Origin of the sequence: Nocardia sp. NRRL WC-3656, from assembly GCF_000720265.1 — a bacterium.
Classification (GTDB): domain Bacteria; phylum Actinomycetota; class Actinomycetes; order Mycobacteriales; family Mycobacteriaceae; genus Nocardia; species Nocardia nova.
Genome location: NZ_JOJF01000006.1, coordinates 143,317 through 164,169 on the forward strand (window position 1 = coordinate 143,317; position 20,853 = coordinate 164,169).

At 70.6% G+C, this 20,853-nt stretch carries 18 protein-coding genes; 7 read left to right on the forward strand and 11 right to left on the reverse strand.

All coding sequences use genetic code 11. The annotated features are described in order from the left end of the window. Positions 1–39 precede the first annotated feature (39 nt). The 9 genes from mraY to IG65_RS0110735 all read right to left on the reverse strand — a co-directional run bounded on the left by mraY (position 40) and on the right by IG65_RS0110735 (position 10,484). Positions 40–1,116, reverse strand: coding sequence for a phospho-N-acetylmuramoyl-pentapeptide-transferase (gene mraY / locus IG65_RS0110695; protein WP_030514716.1), 1,077 nt, complete (start codon positions 1,114–1,116; stop codon positions 40–42). After that, positions 1,113–2,633, reverse strand: coding sequence for a UDP-N-acetylmuramoyl-tripeptide--D-alanyl-D-alanine ligase (gene murF / locus IG65_RS0110700; protein ID WP_030514717.1), 1,521 nt, complete (start codon positions 2,631–2,633; stop codon positions 1,113–1,115). Before murF ends, mraY begins: the two co-directional genes overlap by 4 nt. Beyond that, the gene (locus IG65_RS0110705; protein ID WP_051755708.1) at positions 2,630–4,315 is read right to left on the reverse strand and encodes a UDP-N-acetylmuramoyl-L-alanyl-D-glutamate--2,6-diaminopimelate ligase; all 1,686 of its coding nucleotides are present in this window, start codon (positions 4,313–4,315) and stop codon (positions 2,630–2,632) included. Before IG65_RS0110705 ends, murF begins: the two co-directional genes overlap by 4 nt. A 183-nt stretch (positions 4,316–4,498) precedes the next feature. After that, positions 4,499–6,421 carry a penicillin-binding protein 2 gene (locus IG65_RS0110710; RefSeq protein ID WP_081879385.1) on the reverse strand — a complete coding sequence of 641 codons (1,923 nt, stop codon included), beginning with the start codon at positions 6,419–6,421 and terminating at the stop codon, positions 4,499–4,501. Continuing rightward, entirely contained in the window at positions 6,418–7,347 is a 930-nt protein-coding gene (locus IG65_RS39040; protein WP_231509133.1) for a hypothetical protein, read from the reverse strand. Before IG65_RS39040 ends, IG65_RS0110710 begins: the two co-directional genes overlap by 4 nt. An 84-nt stretch (positions 7,348–7,431) precedes the next feature. After that, positions 7,432–8,403 (reverse strand): 16S rRNA (cytosine(1402)-N(4))-methyltransferase RsmH, encoded by a 972-nt coding sequence (gene rsmH, locus IG65_RS0110720; RefSeq protein WP_030514721.1) that lies wholly within the window; start codon positions 8,401–8,403, stop codon positions 7,432–7,434. A 164-nt stretch (positions 8,404–8,567) separates the two neighbouring features. Continuing rightward, positions 8,568–8,999: a division/cell wall cluster transcriptional repressor MraZ gene (gene mraZ / locus IG65_RS0110725; protein WP_030514722.1), complete on the reverse strand. Its 432-nt coding sequence runs from the start codon at positions 8,997–8,999 to the stop codon at positions 8,568–8,570. A 488-nt stretch (positions 9,000–9,487) separates the two neighbouring features. Continuing rightward, positions 9,488–9,916: a DUF3040 domain-containing protein gene (locus IG65_RS0110730; protein ID WP_030514723.1), complete on the reverse strand. Its 429-nt coding sequence runs from the start codon at positions 9,914–9,916 to the stop codon at positions 9,488–9,490. A gap of 124 nt (positions 9,917–10,040) precedes the next feature. Continuing rightward, positions 10,041–10,484: an SAV_6107 family HEPN domain-containing protein gene (locus IG65_RS0110735; protein WP_227462782.1), complete on the reverse strand. Its 444-nt coding sequence runs from the start codon at positions 10,482–10,484 to the stop codon at positions 10,041–10,043. A 240-nt stretch (positions 10,485–10,724) separates the two neighbouring features. Here IG65_RS0110735 and IG65_RS0110740 point away from each other — a divergent pair, with 240 nt between their 5' ends. The 5 genes from IG65_RS0110740 to IG65_RS0110760 all read left to right on the forward strand — a co-directional run bounded on the left by IG65_RS0110740 (position 10,725) and on the right by IG65_RS0110760 (position 15,767). Further along, complete coding sequence (locus IG65_RS0110740; RefSeq protein ID WP_030514725.1) at positions 10,725–11,351, forward strand: N-acetyltransferase; 627 nt, start codon at positions 10,725–10,727, stop codon at positions 11,349–11,351. Continuing rightward, positions 11,348–12,910 (forward strand): NAD(P)/FAD-dependent oxidoreductase, encoded by a 1,563-nt coding sequence (locus IG65_RS0110745; protein WP_030514726.1) that lies wholly within the window; start codon positions 11,348–11,350, stop codon positions 12,908–12,910. The genes IG65_RS0110740 and IG65_RS0110745 overlap by 4 nt, the downstream gene beginning before the upstream one ends. Before the next feature lie 20 nt (positions 12,911–12,930). Then, the gene (locus tag IG65_RS0110750; protein WP_308248202.1) at positions 12,931–13,692 is read left to right on the forward strand and encodes a carotenoid biosynthesis protein; all 762 of its coding nucleotides are present in this window, start codon (positions 12,931–12,933) and stop codon (positions 13,690–13,692) included. A gap of 74 nt (positions 13,693–13,766) precedes the next feature. Continuing rightward, positions 13,767–14,474: a hypothetical protein gene (locus IG65_RS0110755; RefSeq protein ID WP_030514728.1), complete on the forward strand. Its 708-nt coding sequence runs from the start codon at positions 13,767–13,769 to the stop codon at positions 14,472–14,474. A 69-nt stretch (positions 14,475–14,543) separates the two neighbouring features. Continuing rightward, positions 14,544–15,767, forward strand: coding sequence for a glycosyltransferase family 2 protein (locus IG65_RS0110760; RefSeq protein ID WP_051755710.1), 1,224 nt, complete (start codon positions 14,544–14,546; stop codon positions 15,765–15,767). Here the strand turns inward: IG65_RS0110760 and IG65_RS0110765 are convergent. Together IG65_RS0110765 and IG65_RS0110770 are read right to left on the reverse strand one after the other, a co-directional pair. Further along, the gene (locus IG65_RS0110765) at positions 15,751–16,458 is read right to left on the reverse strand and encodes a hypothetical protein (RefSeq protein ID WP_030514730.1); all 708 of its coding nucleotides are present in this window, start codon (positions 16,456–16,458) and stop codon (positions 15,751–15,753) included. The genes IG65_RS0110760 and IG65_RS0110765 overlap by 17 nt on opposite strands. Positions 16,459–16,608: 150 nt before the next feature. After that, complete coding sequence (locus IG65_RS0110770; RefSeq protein ID WP_063833572.1) at positions 16,609–17,601, reverse strand: methylenetetrahydrofolate reductase; 993 nt, start codon at positions 17,599–17,601, stop codon at positions 16,609–16,611. Between the two features lie 479 nt (positions 17,602–18,080). On the opposite strand from IG65_RS0110770, the gene IG65_RS0110775 reads away from it, so the two are divergent. Both IG65_RS0110775 and crtI read left to right on the forward strand, forming a co-directional pair. Beyond that, positions 18,081–19,193, forward strand: a complete 1,113-nt coding sequence (locus IG65_RS0110775) for a polyprenyl synthetase family protein (RefSeq protein ID WP_231509135.1) — start codon at positions 18,081–18,083, stop codon at positions 19,191–19,193. After that, positions 19,190–20,767 carry a phytoene desaturase family protein gene (gene crtI / locus IG65_RS0110780; protein ID WP_036523983.1) on the forward strand — a complete coding sequence of 526 codons (1,578 nt, stop codon included), beginning with the start codon at positions 19,190–19,192 and terminating at the stop codon, positions 20,765–20,767. The genes IG65_RS0110775 and crtI overlap by 4 nt, the downstream gene beginning before the upstream one ends. The last annotated feature ends 86 nt before the right edge of the window (positions 20,768–20,853 follow it).

A 20,853-nucleotide genomic window follows, 5' to 3' on the forward strand; every position in this document is an offset into this window, starting at 1 on the left:
TGATCGCAGGGCCCGCGGAGTATGTTCGACCATCGCTGCTTACCCGACCTGAGAGAGGTATTCGCTGTAGAACAAGCCCAGACCCACCGCCGCCGCGATTCCGGCGAGCAGCCAGAACCGAATGATGACCGTCGTCTCCGCCCATTTGCTCAACTCGAAATGGTGATGGAACGGCGCCATCTTGAACAACCGGTTGCGGGTGGTCCGGAACACCGCCACCTGCAGCACCACCGACACGGTCTCGGCGACGAACAGCGCGCCGATCACGACCATGAGCAGTTCGGTGCGGGTGGTGATCGACAATCCGGCCAGCAGGCCACCGAGGGCCAGCGAACCGGTATCGCCCATGAAGATCTTGGCGGGAGCCGCATTCCACCACAGGAATCCGACGCACGCCGCCGCGCCCGCGGCACACACCAGCGCCAGATCCAGCGGATCGCGCACGTTGTAGCAGCCGGCCTCGGCCTTGAACTCACAGGCGTGGTAGTACTGCCAGAACGTGATGATCACGTAGGCGCCCAGCACCAGGCTCATGGAACCCGCGGCCAGGCCGTCCAGACCGTCGGTCAGATTCACCGCGTTCGACCACGCGACCACGACCAGGCAGACGAACGCCAGGAAGATGATCACGCTCATCGAGACGGTGTTTATCTCGCGCACGTACGACAGATGCCGGCTGGCCGGGGTGCGTCCGCCCGCGCCGCGGAACTGCAGCGCGAGCACTCCGAAGATCACCGCGGCGCCGAGCTGGCCGATGTACTTACCGGCGGCGGTCAGGCCCAGGTTGCGCTGTTTGCGCAGTTTGATGAAGTCATCGATGAAGCCGACCACGCCGAGCGCGGTGGCCAGACCGAGAACCAGCAGACCCGAGACCGAGGGCCCGTCGGCGTGATAGCCGATCCCGATCAGATGCGAGCCCAGATATCCGGCCCACATGCCGATCAGGATCGCGACGCCGCCCATGGTCGGGGTGCCGCGCTTGGCCTGATGACTCTCCGGGCCGTCGATGCGGATCTCCTGGCCGAATCCGCGCCGGGCGAACATGCGGATCAGCAGCGGCGTCAGCAGGATCGATACCGCCAGCGCGATCCCCGCCGCGAACAGAATCTGCCTCATCCAGCTGCCTCCGTGCCCTGCCCACCCGATGCGAGCACGTGCTGCGCCACCGCCCACAGACCGGCGGAGTTCGACGCTTTGACCAGTACCACGTCACCGGCCGCGATCTCGTTGTCCAGCAGGGCGATCGCGGATTCGATATCGGGTACGAGGATCGATTCCTCGCCCCACGAGCCTTCCATGACCGCGCCCTGGTGCAGCGCGCGGGCCGGGCGCCCGGTGCCGACCACGATCAGCCGGTCGACGTCCAGCCGCACCGCGAGCCGTCCGATGTTGTCGTGTTCGACGACCGATTCCTCGCCCAGTTCGGCCATTTCGCCCAGGACCGCCCAGCTGCGCCGGCCGCGCGGCGCATCCGGCGTACCGCCGGTGCGCGACATCGACACCAGCGCCTTGAGCGCGGCACGCATGGAATCCGGATTGGCGTTGTAGGAGTCGTCGACGACGGTGACCCCGTCGGCCCGGGTCCGCACATCCATCCGGTGCGCCGAATCGACCGTCGCACCGGCCAGGGCCCGGGCCACGGTGTCGAGATCCGCACCGCATTCCAGCGCCACGGCGGCCGCGGCCAGCGCGTTCGAGATCTGGTGCTCGCCGTACACCGCCAGATGCACCTCGGTGTGAGACCCGTTGGCGTGCAGGGTGAATCGCGCCCGCGCCTCGGCGTCGAGCACGATGTCGGTGGCCCGCACGTCCGCGCCGGACGCCTGACCGAAGGTCACCACCCGGGCCCGGGTCCGCTCGGCCATGGCCGCCACCCGCGGGTCGTCGGCGTTGAGCACAGCGACGCCGGTGGGCGGAAGCGCTTCCACCAGTTCGCCTTTGGCCTGCGCGATGGCGTCCCGGCCGCCGAACTCACCCAGGTGCGCGGTGCCGACGTTGAGGACCACACCGATCCGCGGGGGTGCGATCTCGGTCAGCGCCTTGATATGGCCCGGACCGCGCGCGGACAGTTCCAGCACCAGGAAGCGGGAGTCGGCTCCCGCGCGCAACGCCGTCCACGGATGGCCCAGTTCGTTGTTGAAGGATCCGGGCGGGGCGACCACCGCGCCCAGCGGCGCGAGCACGCGCGCCAGCAGGTCCTTGGTGGAGGTCTTTCCGGCCGAACCGGTCACCCCGACCACGTTCAGGCCGGCGGCGGCCAGCCGGTCCACACTCGCCCGCGCCAGTTTCGCCTGCGCCGCCAGCACCGCGGCGCCCGAGCCGTCGGTGTCGTGGGCCAGCACATAGGAACGATTCGCCGACGCGCCGGCCGCGGGGGCGAAGGGTTCGACCACGATCGCCGGCACGCCGACCGGCCGCGCCGCCAGCACCGCCACCGCACCGGAGGCCACGGCCTTGCCCGCGTAGTCGTGCCCGTCGACATGCTCCCCCGGCAGGGCCAGGAACAGGTCGCCGGAATTGATTCGGCGCGAATCGAATTCGACCGCACCGGTCACCGTCACCGCGGGATCGCCCACATCGTGCAGCGTGCCGCCGACGATCTCGGCGATCTCCCGCAGAGTCATTTCGATCATGAAACCGTCAGGTCTTTCGTTTTACGTTCCAGGGCCTGTCCCAGCACCTCACGGTCGTCGAACGGATACTTCACACCCGCAATCTCCTGCCCGGTCTCGTGTCCCTTACCTGCCACCAGCACCACATCCCCCGGCCGTGCCCAATCCACGGCGGCGGCGATGGCGGCGGCCCGATCGCCGATCTCGCGCACCTCACCGCGTTCGGCCTCGGCGATGCCCAGCGCGCCCGCGCGGATCGCGGCGCGAATCTCGGCCGGATCCTCGGTGCGCGGATTGTCGTCGGTGATGACCAGCAGATCCGCGCCGCGCGCCGCGGTGGCGCCCATCAGCGGCCGCTTACCGGCGTCGCGATCGCCACCGGCGCCCACGACCACGGCCAGGCGGCCGCCGGAGTCGCGCAGATGCCGGCGCAGCGTCGCGATCACCGATTCCACCGCGGCCGGCTTGTGCGCGTAGTCGACGAGGGCCAGGAAATCCTGTCCCGCGTTCACCCGCTGCATCCGGCCGGGCACGTCCACCTCGCCCAGCGCCGCGGCCGCCACCGCCGCGTCGACACCCGCCGCGGCGCACACCGCGATCGCGAGCAGGCCGTTGGCGATGTTGTAGCGCCCGGGCAGCCGCAGCCGCGCCGGAATCTCGCCCGCGGGGCCGATCGCGGTGAACTGCTGTCCGCCGTCGGCCAGTGCGGCGGCGCCGGTCACCGTCCACTCCGGTTCGGTCTCCCCGGTCGGGCAGTCCGTGGTCGCCACGGTGACGACCCGGGCGCGCCCGCCCGCCTCCCGCGCCAGCCGCCGGCCCCAGGCGTCGTCCACGCAGATCACACAGGTGTCGGCCGCGACCTGTCGCTGCGGCGCGCCCGGATCCGGGACGAACAGCCGGCGCTTGGCGGCGAAGTAGTCCTCGAAATCGGCGTGGAAGTCCAGGTGATCCTGCGACAGATTCGTGAACGCGCCGACGGAGAAGTGCACACCGTCCACGCGGCCCAGCGCCAGCGCGTGGCTGGACACCTCCATCACAACGGCCTGCACGCCCTGTTCCACCATCAGCGCGAACATCGCGTGCAGCTGCGGCGCCTCCGGTGTGGTCAGCGCGCTGGGCACCCGGCGGTACTCGACGGTGGCGCTCGCACCGGCCGCGGTCTCCTCCGGATTCGGATCGACGCGCCGCGCGATCCGCGTCTCGATCGTGCCGATCAGCGCGGTGGACAGCCCGGCCGCGGTCAGGCCCGCCTCCACCAGATACGAGGTGGTGGTCTTACCCGAGGTGCCGGTGATGCCGATGACCTGTAGTCGCCGCGAGGGGTGACCGTACACAGCCGCCGACAGTTCGCCCAGTACCGCGCGCGGATCGTCGTGCACGAGCACCGGCACATCCAGTTCGCCGATCAGCTCCGCCCCCGCGGCGTCGGTGAACACCGCGACCGCACCGCGCTCCACGGCGTCGGCGGCGAAGCGGGCGCCGTGGGCCTTGGCACCGGCCAGACCTGCGAACAGGTCACCGGGCTGCACGGCATTCGAGCGCTGTTCGATGCCGGTGATCTCGATCCCGGCCGGGTCGCCGGAGTTCAGCCGCGCACCGGTCAGTTCGGCAGCGGCCTGCACCGGCGTCGACAACGCAACGGCGGGGCGAAGCACCTGCGGGCTGGGCTGCACGGGCACCAGGCTCCTTTCGTGGGCGCACATCTGTGCATCGGGTCGAGATTCGGGGTCGGGGAGTCAGGTTACCTGTGGGCGATCGACGGCCACGCAGCGTGGCCGCCTCGCGCGCACCGGCTCCCCGGACTCACCGCGCCCGCACCCGCCCGTGCGGCGGGCCGCAGACGGACACCCACGGTTCCGAAACCGGACATTCAGCCGCACACACCACTACATCGCCTGGAGCACAAGCTGTTTCGGCGGCACGGTGGACGGCGGAATCCGATCGCGCTGCAGCGCCCAGGAGGCGATGCTGTGGAACAGCGGCGCCGCCGACTGCCCGCCACTGCCGTCGGTGCTGCGCACGGGTGCGTTCAACATGATGCCGATGACGTAGCGCGGATTGTCGGCCGGGGCGATTCCGGCGAAGGTGATCCAGTAGCGATCGCTGGAATAGCACTGGCATTTGTCGTCGATCTGCTGCGCGGTTCCGGTCTTCCCGGCGATCTGATAGCCCTCGATCGCCGCAGGCGCGCCCGTACCCTGCTGATAACCCATCGGATCGCGCTGCACCACGGCCTGGAACATCTGCCGCAGCGTACTCGCGGTCTGCGGGCTCACCACCCGCACGCCGTCCGGCTGCGGTTCGCCGGTGCGGTGCCCGTCGGGGCCGATCACGTCCTTGACGATGCGCGGCGGGATCCGCACACCGTCGTTGGCGATGGCCTGGTACATCCCGGTCATCTGCAGCAGCGTCATCGAAAGGCCCTGTCCGATGGGCAGATTCGCGAACGTCGAGCCGGACCACTGGTCGCGCGGGGGCACGATGCCGCCGCTCTCGCCGGGCAGTCCGACACCGGTGCGCTGCCCCAGGCCGAAACGCTTGACCATATCCGCGAATCGGTCCTCACCGACCCGCTGCGCGAGCATCAGCGTGCCCACATTCGACGACTTACCGAAGATGCCGGTGGTGGTGTAGGGCATCACGCCGTGCGACCACGCGTCGTGCACGACCACGCCGCCCATGTGGATCTCACCGGGGACCTGGTGCACCTCGTCCGGATTGGTCAGGCCGTACTCGATGGAGGCCGCCGCGGTGATGATCTTGTTCACCGAACCGGGCTCGTAGGCATTGGTCACCGACGGATTGCCGATATCGGCCGAGGCCCAGAACTTCGGATCCTGCGCCGGATTGAAGGTGTTGTCGTTGGCCATGGCCAGCACCTGGCCGGTGTGGGCGTCCAGCACCACCGCCGAGGCGTCCTGCGCGCCGGATTTGTCCTTGGCCTCCTGGACCTGCTGCTGCACGTAGTACTGCAGATCGGAGTCGAGAGTCAGTTCGACATCGGAGCCGTTGACCGCGGGCACCTTGTCGCGCTCACTGCCGGGGATGACCGCGCCGTCGGAGCCGCGATCGTAGGTGTGCGAACCGTCGGTGCCGGCCAGCGTCGCGTCCATCGACGCCTCGAGCCCCACCTGGCCGTGCCCGTCCCAGCCGGTCGCGCCCACCACGTTGGCCGCCAGCGCGCCGCCCGGATACACCGGCGTGTCCTGACGCTCGGTCCCCACTTCGGGGAACTTCTCGGTGATCTCGTCGGCCACCCGGGAGTCGACGTTGTAGGCCAGATAGGTGAACTGGTCGTCGCTGCGCAGATTGGCGAGCAGTTCCGCTTCGGGGGGCGCGTCCTTGCCCAGCTTCTCGTGGATCGTCTTGGCGATCTCCTCCAGCCGCTTGTCGACCTCGGGCGCCTTGTCGCTCTTCGCCCGCGCGTCGGCCAGATCCTTGCGCACGGCCACCGGCCGGAAGTTGAGCTTCTTGGTCACGACGGTGAACGCGAGCCTGCGGCCGTCCCGATCGAGGATGGCGCCGCGTTGCGCCCAGTCGGTCTGATGGACCGTGCGCTGGCTGGCCGCCTCGGCCGACAGGTTGGGCGCGGAAAACGTTTGCAGCCAGAGCAATTGCATCGCGACGACGAGCAGCGCCACCAGCATGAGGACGCGCCCGACTCCGAACCGCAGCCGCGTGGAGGCATCCGCGGGCGAACCCGCCCGCGGGCGGGGAGCGCGGCGCGGCCGGGCGGGTGTGGATCGCACACCCGCCCGGCCGCGTCCCGTGGCACCTCCGCCGGTTCTGCCTCCGCCGCGGCCGGTCATCGATCGGCCCCCTCGGGTGCCGCCTGGACCACCGGCTGAGTGCCGGCCGGCTGCGCGGCGGGTGCTACGGGTGCGGGCGGACCGGCCGGTGCCGTCGGCTGGATACCCGCGGGTGCGACCGGCGCCGCCTGCGCCGCGGGCTCCGGCTCGGCAGCGGGTGCGGCCGGGGCCGCCTGTGCCGCCGGTTGAGTCCCGGCCGGCGGTGCCGCCGGCGCCGCCGGTGCGGCCTGTACCGGTGCCGGAACCTGCGTCGGCTGGGCCGGCGGCCGCGGCGCGGTCGTCGTCGGCGCCGGGGGCGGATTCTGATCGGCCGGACCGGGAGCGGGAGCCGGCGGGGCCGGGGTGGTGGTCACCGGGACCAGCCGTTCCCCTTGAGCCTGAGCGAGTTTCGGCGGCAGCGCACCCGGCTTGGCGGGAGTCGTGTTCAGCGGAGGCACCGGTGCGCCCTCGGCCGGAGTCTCCTTGCCGACCACCGTGACCGAACCGTCGGGCGCCACGAGCAGGCGGGCGGGATCCTTGGCCGGGATCATGCCCAGTTCGCGTGCGCGGTTGGCCAGTTCGGGCGCCGAGTCGGCGGCCTCGACCTCGCGCTGCAGTGCCGCGCGCTCGTCGAGCAACTGCCGGTTGATGCGGCGGGCGTCGCTGAGCTGATAGCTGTCCTCGGCGGCATGCGTGGTCAGCACCAGGGTCGCGAGCAGACCGCAGCCGAGCAGGGCGAGAATCGCCGCCACGAACGGCAGCCGTCCGGCCATCATCGACCCGGCGCGCCGGGGCAGCGGCGGAAGCACGCGCTCCCCCGCCCGATTGCGCCGGCGCGCATAGGCGCGTTGGGCCGCACCGGATTTCACGCGGTCGGCGCTGTGCGCTCGCCGCGGCGCGGACCGCTGCGTCCGCTGTGGTGCGTCCACCCGTGTCCGCACGCTCATATTCCTGCCTCCCCTACCGATTTCCTGTGGGACTGCCCGTCGTAGTGCTGCCGAACCGGCAATACCCCCGTCGCCGGATCGCTGTCACCCGGCCGCCTGTATTCGCTCCGCGGCCCGCATGCGCACCGGCGCCGCGCGTGGGTTCTCCTCGATCTCCGTTTCGCTCGCCTTCTCCGCGCCCCTGGTCAGAATCGCGAATTCCGGTCCCATGCCGGGCAATTCGACGGGCAGGTCCAGTGGTGTGCGCGAGGCCGAGGCCTGCGCGAAGATCTGTTTCACGACCTTGTCCTCCAGCGACTGGTAGGACATGACGACGATCCGGCCGCCGACCTCCAGCGCCGCCAACGCCGCCGGCACCGCGGCCTCGAGCGACTCGAGTTCGCGATTGACCTCGATCCGCAGGGCCTGGAAGGTGCGTTTGGCGGGGTGCCCGCCGGTGCGCCGGGTCGCCGCGGGGATCGCGTCGTAGAGCAGTTCCACCAGTTGGGCACTGGTCGTGAACGGTCGCTGCGCGCGCCGGCGGACGATCTCACTCGCGATCCGGCCCGCAAAGCGTTCCTCGCCATAGGTTTTCAGGATCCGGGCCAGATCGCCGTGGCTGTAGGTGTTGAGCACATCGGCCGCGGTGAGGTCGGAGGTCGGGTCCATCCGCATGTCCAGTGGGGCGTCCACCGAATAGGCGAATCCCCGCTCGGCCTCGTCGAGCTGCATCGAGGACACACCGAGATCCATCAGCACCGCGCGCACGGAGCCGCGTTCGGGCAGCCCGGCCTGGCGCAGCGCGCCGGGCAGGCCGTCATATCTGGTGTGCACCAGCGTGATTCGATCGGCGAAGGGCGCGAGCCGCTCGCCCGCCAGGCGCAGCGCCTCGGTATCGCGATCGAGCCCGATCAGGCGGATCGCGGGATAGGTCCGCAGGAAATGTTCGGCATGCCCGCCCAAACCGAGCGTGGCGTCGATCAGGACTCCGCCGGATTCCAGTGCGGGGCCGAGGATTTCGTCGGCACGACGCAAAAGAACCGGAACATGGCGGGGGCGGTCGCTGTCATGGTTCACCTCGACCTCCCGGATCCTGGCTCACGGTGCTTGCGACGGGTGGATGGCCTAACGAGTGGACAGCCAATGCCCCGGGGTCTCTGACCGAACACGGCACCTGGCGTTGGGGAAGTACGTCAGGGTCCGTGCCGGGCAGAGGCCGCAGGGCACTCGCCTGTCTCGGATCAGAAAATTCCGCCCAGCGACTCGTCTCCTGCCAGCGAGTAGTCCTCCTCGTGCTCGGCGAGGTAGGAATCCCACGCCTGTTTGTCCCAAATCTCGAGGAAATCGACCGAACCGATCACCACGCAGTCCTTGGACAGATTCGCGTAGCGGCGATGTTCGGCCGACAACGTGATCCGGCCCTGTCCGTCGGGACGTTGCTCGTCCGTGGACGCCGCCAAGGCACGAACGAAAGCCCTTGCCTGCGGGTTGCTTCGGGACGCCGCCGCGGCTCGCCGCGCCAGGGCGGTGAACTCTTCTTTGGGATAGACGGCAAGGCTGTGGTCCTGACCTTTCGTGACCATCAACCCTCCCGCCAGTTCGTCGCGAAACTTCGCAGGCAACGTCAGTCGCCCTTTGTCGTCCAGCCGAGGCGTGTAGGTACCGAGAAACACAGTCTCGACACCTCCCGCTCGATCACCTCGTCTGGATCGGCTCTTATCAGTGCGCGCTCCACATTACCCCACTTTCCCCCACTTTCAATCGAAAGCCGCGGTGATCTCGGTCCCCGGCTCGGGGATTGAGCAGGTCAGCTCAGCTATCACCGCGGTGGGGAGATTTCGTCGAGTTCCCCCGACACGCGCCGCCGGCGAGCCGGGCAGCCCGACAACCATCAGCAAACCCGCAGCTGGGAGCGGCCCCGGCCGGTGGTGGGTGAGAGTGGGGACCGGGCGTGGGGAAAGGTGGGGAAATGCGGGGACCGACGAATCCGCCACCCCGTGAACGCGATCCGGATCACTCCGCGAAAGAAAAACGACACGCCGCACATCACGGCGTGTCGTTCGAGGTGGTTCAGTTGTCGGCTACTCGCCGCTGGGCACGGCAATCATCGCGCAACCACATTCGGCCGCTCGCCTCCGCTCCCGCGGACGCGAGCGGAGGCTCAGCTGTCCTGCTCGAAGCGGCGCCTGAACCGATCTTCCATGCGGGCGGAGAAGCCACCGGCCTTGCGTTGCTTACCCTTTGCCGCACGGCCGGGAATGCCACCGGGACCGGAGGGGGCGTCGCCGCCGCCTCGGCCGCTCTTGGTCATACCCGAGCCGCCCAGCAGCAACAGCACACCCGCGCCGAACATCACGATGAAGCCGAGCAGGCTGATGATGGGGAATCCGCCGGGCTTGACGGGCAGGGCGATTCCCGCAATGAGAAGAACGAGGCCGAGGACGAAGAGCGCGGCCGCCTGAAGTCTGCGTCTTCCGGTGGCAGAGCGAAGCCGACCACCACGCACGGTCGAGGCGAATTTAGGGTCCTCAGCATAGAGCGCGCTCTCGATCTGTTCGAGCATGCGCTGCTCGTGCTCGGAGAGTGGCACGGTACCTCCCCCGGCACTAGGTCCTGGTTGTCGCCTCCGGGTAGACGACAAGTAGCCGACCTTGGCGGCTACTGCCACCAATGATACGAGTTCGATCAGTGCGCTACCACCTACTCGCCGATGTTCACGCCGTGCCGTCGGCGAGCCAGCCCGGAGCGGGACGCAACCGGGCCGCCGTAATCGCCAGCGCATCCTCCACATCGCGCAGGAATGCCTCCACCCGCGAGGCGAACTCGTCGGCCTGGGTATCGCTGATCGCCCGGTCCAGTCCGGCCTCGAGCGCGGCCCGGGTCTCGGAGAAGGAACTGAAGTAGTCCGACCACATCACGAATTCCGGTGCGGCCTGCTGCATCAGCACCCACGCGTTGCGGGAGCGGGCCCGCGGTGCGCGGTCGGCACCGGTCGCGGCCAGCACGGCCCCGGCCCCGCGCAGCGCCGCGAGGTAGGCGCTGCGCAGCCGCTCACGCGGATCGGGTTCGGCCCAGGCCTGCTGCACCATCGTGTCCGCCCGGTCGAGCAGTCCGCCCGCCCGGCCGGCACGTCGTGGATCGTCCATCCGACCAGCCATCTCGACACCTCCACATTTCGCATACCGCGCCCGGTCGACCGTGCCGAACCGAACAGGTATTCGAACGTTTCAATTGAATGTGAATATAGAGACGACCACCGACAGACTTTCGCGCCGAACGCGCGCCGCGCACCCTGGATGGGGACCCCGCACCCCACGCACCCAACTCCGACGCCCGCCCCCGACACCACAGACACCTTCGACAGACAGAGACGGCCCCGAAGATATGGCTCCCCGCTCATGACCGCCGTCAGGCCCCGCCACACCCCCGCGCCCGTCGTCGTCGACCTCTCGGCCGCGACGTTGCGCCACCGGCTGCACGACGCCCTAGCCGTGTACGTCGCGGCGATGGACTATCCACGCGGCACCGAACACCACCGCGCCCCGATGTGGGCCGAACACACCACCCGGCCGGGCTGGCAGGCCGTCGCCGCGGTGGTCCCCGACGACAGCGGCCAGGTCGATCTGCGCACCGCGCCGATCGTGGCGATCGCCTACGGCTATCGCGGCGCGCCACACCAGTGGTGGCATCAGCAGGTCCACACCGGCATGCGCCGCTCGGGCTGGCCGGAGCAGACCGCGCGGGCCCTGCTGTCGGATTACTTCGAACTCACCGAACTGCACGTCCATCCGTCCGCTCAGGGCCGCGGCATCGGCGAGACCCTGCTGGTCCGGCTGCTCGAGCAGCGCACGGAGGCGGCGGTGCTGCTGTCCACCCCGGAGGTCGACCGCGAGGCCAACCGCGCCTGGCGGCTGTATCGCCGGCAGGGATTCACCGATGTGGTCCGGCATTTCGTCTTCTCCGGCGATACCCGGCGCTTCGCCGTGCTCGGCCGCCGGCTGCCGTTACGGACGCCCGAACAGTGACGACACTGGTTCTCGGCTCCGGCCACAACGCACTGGTCGCGGCCTGCTATCTGGCACGCGCGGGACATCCGGTCGAGGTCCTCGAGCGCGACGAGGTGCTCGGTGGCGCGGTATCGACGGTCGAGCGCTTCCCGGGCCATCTCATGGACCGCGGTTCCTCGGCGCACATCATGATCCGCCACACCGGCATCATCGAGGAACTCGAGCTGGAGAAGTTCGGCCTGCGCTACATCGATTGCGACCCTTGGGCTTTCGCGCCCGCACCGGTGGGCTCGGATGCCCAGCCGATCGTCTTCCACCGCGATGTCGACCGCACCTGCGCCTCGATCGAACGGGCCTGCGGTCCCCGCGAGGCCGAGGCCTACCGGCGGTTCGTCCGCACCTGGGGTCCCCGGGCCCAACGGGTGATGCGGGCGTTCGGCGGCGCGCCGACACCGGGCCGGTTCCTGCGCGCGTTCTGGGGCCTCGACGCCCGGGGCGGCGGCAGCGCGCTGTCACGTGAATTCCTGCAGTCCGGAGATGCCTTGCTGGACAGCTGGTTCGACGACGAACGGCTGAAGGCGGCGCTGGCCTGGTTCGGCGCGCAGTCCGGACCGCCGATGTCGGAACCCGGCACCGCGCCGATGGCCGGTTTCGCCGCCCTGATGCACACGCTCCCGCCCGGCCGCGCGGTCGGCGGCAGCGGTGCGCTCACCACGGCACTGGTGGCGCGGCTGCGCGCCGACGGTGGCACCGTCTCGGCCGGTGACGAGGTAACCGAACTGCGCCGCGCGGGCGAGGGCTGGCGGGTGCGCACGGCCGGCGGACGCGACCTGTCCGCCCGCACCGTGATTTCCGGCACACACGTGCTCACCACCCTGGAGTTGTTGCGGCGCGGCGGATTCGACGACACCGTTCTCGCCGACTGGCGGCGGCGTATCCGGGTCGGCCCCGGCATCGGCATGGTCGTGCGGACCGCGACCTCCGCGCTCCCCGTGTACCCCGGTGCCACTCCGGAGGAGTCGACGCGCGGACTGCAATTGCTGGTGACCGATCGACGGCAGCTGCGACTCGCCCACGCCGCCGCGCTGGCCGGGGAACTGCCGCCGCGGCCGGTGGTGCTGGCCATGAGTTTCAGCGCCCTCGACCCCACGATCGCACCGCCCGGCGAACATCAGCTGTCACTGTGGGCGCAGTGGCATCCGCACCGGCTCGCCGACGGCAGCGAGTGGAGCGCGCACGGTGAGCGCGAGGCCGACCGCATCATCGCCGAAGTCGACTCCTACGCACCCGGTTTCGCCGATTCGGTGCGGCAGCGGTATGTGCAGACACCCGCCGATCTGGAGACCGAATTGGGGCTCATCGGCGGCAATGTCATGCATGTGGAGATGTCGATGGATCAGATGTTCTTCTGGCGGCCGATTCCGGAACTGTCCGGACAGAAGGTGCCGGGGGCGCCCGGGCTGTATCTGACCGGCGCCTCCACCCACCCCGGCGGCGGGGTGTCGGGCGCCAGCGGGCGTACCGCGGCGGGGCTGGTGCTGCGATCGCTGCGCCGCGGTCGCTTCACTCGGCGATGACGGCGCGGCAATGGCCGGCGGTGACCGCCGTGGCCTGGGTCGCGGCCCAGATCGCCTATCCCCTCACCGACGGCTCGGCGCGCGATCGGATGACGATCCTGATCGTCGCGCTGTCGGCGGCCACCGCACTGCTGCACGCCTGGGTGGCCCGGGGCATCGGCTGGGCGGCCGGCTACGCGGTGATCGTCGGCGGCGTCGGCGCGGTCGCCGAGATGATCGGCACCGCAAGCGGATTCCCGTTCGGCTGCTACCACTACGCGCACGGCCGGCTGGGTCCCGATCTCGCGCAGGTGCCGCTGCTCGTGCCGGTGGCCTGGGTCGGCGGTCTCTACCCGATCTGGGTGGCGACCGGGCTGCTGTGCCGCCGCACCGTCACCCGCGTCGCCGCGACGGCCGTGGGGGCGGTGGGCTGGGACCTCTATCTCGACCCGCAGATGGTGGCCGACGGGCAGTGGACCTGGTGTTCGGCCCACCCGGGCCTGCCGGGAATCGGCGATATCCCGTATACGAACTACGTCGGCTGGTTCGCGGTCGGCGCCCTGATGGCGACACTGCTCGCCGTGCTCGAACGCCGCTGCGCACCGCGCGGCGCCGGACCCGCGGTACCGATCGCGGTGCTGTTGTGGACCTGGTTCGGATCGGCCCTGGCCCATGCGGTGTTCCTGGATCTGCCCGCGTCCGCCGGGTACGGCCTGATCGGTCTCGGGCTGGTGGCCGTACCCACGGCGGTATGGGTGCTGCGGGCGGCGCGGCACCGCGACCGGCTGCCCGCGCCGCCGTAAACGCCCGTCGCGTGCCGACGATCACTGTGGCTCATGGCACGATGTGTGCCGTGCAGCCGAGTCCGACACCATCGATGCCAGAGTCGACCCACACGCCGCGGCGAACACGGCGTCATCGCCTCTGGTCCGTAGCCCTGCTGGCGCTGCTGCTGGCGCCGTTGCTGACCGGCTGCCTGCGGGTCCAGGTATCGATGGGCGTGTCTTCCAACGACCGCGTGTCCGGCCATCTGGTGGCCGCCGTGATCCCGGCCAACGACAAGGACAAGGGCCCCGAGCTGAAGGCCCCCGAAACCCTGGCCGCGAAGATCCGGGTCGAGCCCTACAGCCAGGACGGTTACGTCGGCAGCCAGGTCTACTTCGACGACCTGACCTTCGGCGAGGTGCAGCAGCTGGGCGCGCTGTCGGATCAGACGCAGGGCATGTTCAACCTGCAGTTCATCCGCACCGGTGACAAGGTCACCCTCACCGGCCGGGTCGACCTGAAATCCGTTCCGCCGCAGGGTTCCGACGTGCAGTTCACCGTCGCCTTCCCGGCCCGGGTGGCCACCACCAACGGCACTCGCCAGGGCGATTCGACGGTCTCGTGGAAGCTGCCGGCCGGCGATGTGAGCACCGTGCGCGCCGAGGTCAACTACGCCGACCCGAACACCCGCTCCTTCGCCGGATGGGCCGGCATCGTCGGCGGCATCACCCTCGCGGTGGCCGCCATGGTCGCGGTGCTGGCGTATCTGAATCGCAACCCCACGCCGCCGTGGCGTCCGCGGGTGAAGCAGGACGCCTGATCAGGGGCCACGATGGGCGCCCGTGAGCACCGCCTCCGCCGTCTCGGCCCAGCCGCCGGGAACGGCCACATGACACGGCTCGGTGCGCGGTCGGTCGTCGAGCCGCTCGTCACGGCGGGCGCGATCGTGGCCGGCGCGGGATGTGCGATGGCCCTGGTGAACCGGCTCGGCATGCGGCGGCTGCGGGCAGATGCCACCCCCGCGATCGAGCCGGTGATCATCGCTGTCCCGGCCCGCGACGAAGCACCACGACTACCGCGGCTGATCGCGGATCTGCGTGCCCAGCAAGGTGTTTCGCGCATGCGGATCTGGATCCTCGACGACGGATCCACCGACGGCACCTTCGCGGCCGCCGTCGAGGCGATCGGTGACGACGACCGATTCACCGTGGTCGCCGCCGACACCGACCCCGAACCCGGATGGACCGGCAAGAACGCGGCCTGCGCGCGTCTGGCCGAACTCGCGGGCGTCACCGCCGACCCACCGCCCGGCGTCCTGATCTTCCTCGACGCCGACGTACGGCTGCGCCCGCAGGCGATCGCCGCGGCGGTGAGCGAATTGCGCCGCAGCGGTGCGGGTTCGGTGTCTCCCTGGCCGTATCAGCGGGCGGGATCGCTCGCGGAGGCGCTGGTGCAGCCGCTGCTGTGCTGGTCGTGGGCCACGACGCTGCCGGTGCGGCTCGCCGATCGCGGCCTGCGGCCGTCGACCGCGGTGGCGTGTGGGCAGTTCCTCGTCTTCGACACCGCGGTCTATCGCGCGGTGGGCGGGCATGCGGCGGTGGCCGGTTCGATCACCGAGGATCTGGCGCTGGCGCGGGTGCTGCGCCGCGCCGGACATCGCACCGTGCTGGTGGCGGCGGGGACGCTGGCTAGTACCCGCATGTACCGCGGCGCGGCCGAAGTCGAGGGCGGCTACACCCGCTGGCTGTGGTCGGCCTACGGCGGCCCGGCCGGTGCCCTGGCGGTGGATATGGTGGCCGCGGTCGCGTACGTGCTGCCCGGCCTCGCCGCGCTGTTCGGTCGCGGCCGGGTCCGGCGGATCGGTGTCGCCGGCTACGGCGCGGGTGTCGCGAGCCGGCTGCTGGCCCGCTCACTGGAATCCGGGACGCTGCCGCGCGGCGCCGATATCGGTGCGGCGCTGGCACATCCGGTGTCGATCGGCGCGTATCTGCGCCTGTCGGGCCGGTCGTGGCTGCTGCATCGGCGCGGGGCGCTGCGCTGGAAGGGCCGCCCGGTGCCGGACGGCCCGGACCGTTCCCGGCCCGGGCGCGCCGAACTCAGGGCACCGAGGTAACGCCGACCGTCGGCAGGAACGCACAGGTGTTGGCGCCGTTGCGGACCGTGCCGAACACCGCCGCCAGCACCGTTCCGGAGCCGGTGTCCACCGGCACCGCGCGCACGCCGCCGACCGGCAGCGCCGCCAGGAAGAAGTTGCGGATCGCCTGCTCGAACGCCGGGCGCACCTCCGGCGGCAGATTCGGCGGCACCATCGAGCCGACGACCTGGGACAGCGGGCCCATCGCGGCGAATCCGCCGCGGCCGTTGGACACGTTGAACCAGGCCACCTGCATACCGGTGGTGTCGGCGCCGTCGGGGCCCATGCCGTAGGGGACGAAGGCGAACATCGTCTGCCCGGCCTTCACCGCGGACAGATCCAGTCCGGGCACCGGCACCGCCAGCTTGGGCCAAGGCCCGGGTACCGCGCCGGCCAGCGCCGGGACGAGTCCGAGGGTGCTGCCGTCCTGGCAGAACGCCGACCCGGACGGATACAGGAACGGCTGCATGCCCAGCTGTTTCAGCGATTCGACCGCGGTCTGATAGGCGGTCAGCAAATCCGTCGCCGCCGCCGGGTTCTGGCCCACGGCGGCGATGGTGGCGGCAGGGTCGGGCGGGGCGGCGGTCGCGGCGGCGGCGCCGGCGAAGGTCAGCGCACCGGTCACGGTGAGCGCTGCGGAAAGACGGACGAGACTGGTCACCACGGCCATCGGGGTTCTCCTGAGTTCAGCGGAACATCCGCACCAGGGTCGGTCCGCCGGGCCGCACAGCATGACTCGGGGACCTCCGCGTCGTCACGGTGCACGAGAGGGTACCGCCGGTGGAGGCGAATGCGCGGCAACTCGCCCGCGAAACGCCGATCAGGCGCTGACGGCCGCCGGGGTCACCGTATAGCCGAGGTTGGTGAGCACCTCGGTGGTCGCCTTGGCGAAATTCAAGGTGATGAAATGCAGGCAGGGCGCACCCTCGTCGATCAGTCGCTGCCCGATCTCGGTGGCGATCTCGATGCCCACCGCGCGCACGGCGTTGCGATTGGCCTCCGGATCGTTACCGGCCGCCTGCTCGAGCCGCTGCATGACCCGCGCGGGCAGCGGCCGGCCCGACAACTCCTCGGCCCGCTGCACGGTGCGCAGCGAGGTGATCGGCATCAGCTCGGGAATGATGGGCTTGGCGCCCTGTTCGGCGTCGTAGGCCGCGACCCGATCCCGCAGCCGCAGATAGTGTTCCACGTCGAAGAACATCTGCGTGATCGAATACTCCGCTCCCGCACGCAGTTTCGACACCAGGTAGCGAGTGTCGTGCTCCAGGTCGGGAGACCGGTAGTGGCCCTGCGGGAACGACGCCACTCCCACGTGGAAGTCGCCGAGCTCGCAGACCATGCGGACCAGTTCCTCGGCGTATTCGACACCGTCGGGATGTTTGCGCCACTCCCCCAGCGGATCGCCGGGCGGGTCGCCGCGCAGCACGAGCATGTTGCGGATGCCGGCATCGGCGTAGCTGCCGACGATGGACCGCAGTTCGGCCACGCTGTGCCCGACCGCGGTCAGATGCGCGACGGTCAGCAGTGTGGTTTCGCGGGCCAGCTGCCCGGTGATGCGCGCGGTGCGATCGCGGGTGGATCCGCCCGCCCCGTAGGTCATCGATACGAACGCCGGATGCATCCGCTCGAATTCACGGGCGGCGCGCCACAGCCGCGCCTCGGCCGCGGCATCGCGCGGCGGATTGAATTCCACCGAGAACGGGATGGTGCCGTCGGGGCGGCGGCCCAGCTGCCCCACCACGGAGGGAGTTCCGGACGGCGTCCGGGAAGGTCGGCCTGGGGTCGATCGTCCCCGTACATTGTCGAAACTCACCGGTCCAGTGTAGTAGGACACCCTCTCCCCACGGGCCGCCCGGCCCGGATCCGCGCCGGTCCAGCGGCTGGTGCGCCTCCGGCCGGGGCTGTGCATCGCCGTCGCGGCCCACCGTCCGCCCCGACGACGCCGGGCCGGCGGTCCCCACCCGCCTACGATCTGTCGACCGACCACCCCGAGCGCCACGAGACGGTCGCGCACGGATCGGCCGACCGGCCGCGATCTCTCCCGTCCGATGCGATGCGGTGCCGGTCACGCGCCGGCTACGGCGCTGTCGGGCGACGGAACCGACGCAGTAAGGTTCACAATGGGCCGCTGGACGCCGCGATACGACTTCCCCGCGACGACCGGCCGGGACCGCCGCAGCTGTCGCCGGTGCATACACAGGGTCTCGCCCCGGCCACATCCTCGGCACGCCGGAGCCGCCCCGGCGTACCCGGCATCGGCTCGCCGATACGACGAACTACCTGGAGGTTGCGTTGTCCGTTGGTCCGGCCAGCCCGGCACGTCCGGCGCCGAACGACTCCGCGGCGCTGGTGCGCGCGGTCGAACAGGCGCTGACCGGATTCTTCGCCGACCGCCGCGAACTGGTCGCCGAACTGGGGCCGGTCGTCATCTCCGCGACGGCCGCCCTCGAGGATTTCGTGCTGCGCGGCGGCAAACGGACCCGACCGGCGTTCGCCTGGACCGGATGGCTCGGCGCGGGCGGCGATCCATCCGGTGACCAGGCCGAATCGGTGCTCACCGCGTGCGCGGCCCTGGAACTGGTGCAGGCGTGCGCGCTGATCCACGACGACATCATCGACTCCTCGCGCACCCGGCGCGGCTTCCCGACCGTGCACGTGGACTTCGAAGATCGCCACCGCGACCACGGCTGGGGCGGCGATTCGGCGCATTTCGGAGTGAGCGTGGCGATCCTGATCGGCGATCTCGCGCTGACGTGGGCCGACGACATGATCGCCGCCGCCGGCCTGGACGCCGCGGCCCGGGCACGGTTCGCGCCGGTGTGGGCGGCGATGCGCACCGAGGTGATGGGCGGCCAGTTGCTCGACGTGCACGGTGAGGCCGGCGCCGACGATTCGGTGGCCGCCGCGCTGCGGATCAACCGGTACAAGACCGCCGCCTACACCGTGGAGCGGCCGCTGCACCTCGGCGCCGCGCTGGCCGGGGCCGATCCGGAGCTGATCGCCGCCTACCGGGAGTTCGGCACCGATATCGGCATCGCGTTCCAGTTGCGCGACGACCTGCTCGGCGTCTTCGGCGATCCGGCCGTCACCGGCAAGCCGTCGGGTGACGACCTGCGCGAGGGAAAGCGCACGGTCCTGGTCGCCGAGGCGCTGCGCCGCGCCGACGCCACCGATCCCGCCGCGGCGCGGCTGTTGCGCTCGTCGCTGGGCACCGACCTCGCTCCCGATCAGGTCACCCGGTTGCGCGACCTCATCACCGGGCTCGGCGCCGTCGACGATGTCGAGCGCCGCATCACCGAACTCACCGACCGGGGCCTCGGCGCGCTGGCGGCCAGTTCGGTCACCCCCGAGGCCGGCGATCGGCTGCGCGCGATGGCGCTGGCCGCGACCAGGCGGGTGTCGTGAAAACCGTTGCCGGACGGTGCGATCGGATCGTCGTCGTGGGCGCCGGCCTGTCCGGGCTGGCGGCGGCGCTGTATCTGACCGGAGCCGGGCGCCGGGTGACCCTGCTCGAACGCGCCGATCATCCGGGCGGGCGAGTCGGCCTCTATCGCGGGCCGGACTACGAGATCGATTCCGGCGCAACGGTTCTCACCCTGCCCGGGCTGATCGACGAGGCGCTGGCCGCGGTCGGCACCGACGCCGCGGCCCACGGACTGCGGATCCACCGCCTCGATCCCGCCTACCAGGCGCATTTCGCCGACGACAGCGTGATCGGGGTGTATCCGGATCCGGAACGGATGGCGGCCGAGGTGCGCCGCGCATGCGGAGCCGCACAAGCACAACGCTATCGGAACCTGCGGGACTGGCTGGCCCGGATCTACGCCGGCGCCTACGACCAGTTCATGGACACCAATTTCGATTCCCCGCTCGATATGGTCCGCATACCCGAGAAGCGCGCGGCGCTGTGGGAACTGGTGCGGCTGGGCGCGTTCGGCCGGCTCGGCCCGCGGGTCGAGCGCATCCTGGGCGATCCGAAGCTGGCGCGGCTGTTCACCTTTCAGGCTCTCTACGCCGGGACCGCACCCGCGCAGGCGTTGGCCGTCTACGGCGCGATTCCGCATATGGACACCTCACTGGGCGTCTACTACCCGGTCGGCGGCATGCGGGCGATCACCGCGACGCTGGCGGCCGCGTTCACCGGCGCCGGTGGGCAACTGGAACTGAACTGCGAGGTCAGCGGTATCGATTACCACGCCGGGCGCGCCCGGCGGGTCCGCACCGCCGACGGGCGCGACTTCGACTGCGATGCGGTGGTCCTGACCGCCGACCTCGGCTCGCTGAGCCGCTTCGGCATTCGCCGGCACCGCCCGCTGCGAGCGGCCCCTTCCGCGGTGGTCGCGCACGGCACCATCCCGGCCGAGGTGGCGGCGCGGTGGCCGCTACAGGCCCACCACACCATCGATTTCGGCCGGGCCTGGGAGGAGACGTTCGCCGAAATCGCCGCCCGGCGCGGCCGCGGGCGACTGATGAGCGATCCGTCGCTGCTGATCACCCGGCCCGCGCTCAGCGATCCCGGCCAGGTCGTCGAACGGCCCACCGGCCGCTACGAACCGCTGTCGGTGCTGGCACCGTGCCCCAATCTCGATGCCGCGCCCCTGGATTGGCCGCGTCTGGGACCGGCGTACCTGCGAGAACTGCTGGCCGTGCTGGAGCAGCGCGGATACCGGGGTATCGCCGCACATTTCACCGTCGATCACCTCGACACGCCGCAGACATGGCATGAGCAGGGAATGATCGCCGGAACTCCGTTCTCGGCCGCGCACCTGTTCCGCCAGACCGGACCGTTCCGCACCCGCAATCTCGCTCGCACCCCGGCCAACGTGGTGCTGGCCGGATGCGGGACCACGCCGGGGGTCGGCGTGCCGACCGCGCTGCTGTCCGGAAAACTGGCCGCCGAACGCATTGCCGGCCCCTTCCGGCACGCCGACGGCGCCACGGCGCCGACCGGCGCGCTAGGGTTGCCGACAACCCATTAAACTGGCCCGCGAACTGACCACTCCCGCGGTTCCGCACCGCACCGACATTCCCGGGGGGAAGACGAACCATGCCGACCCCCGATATG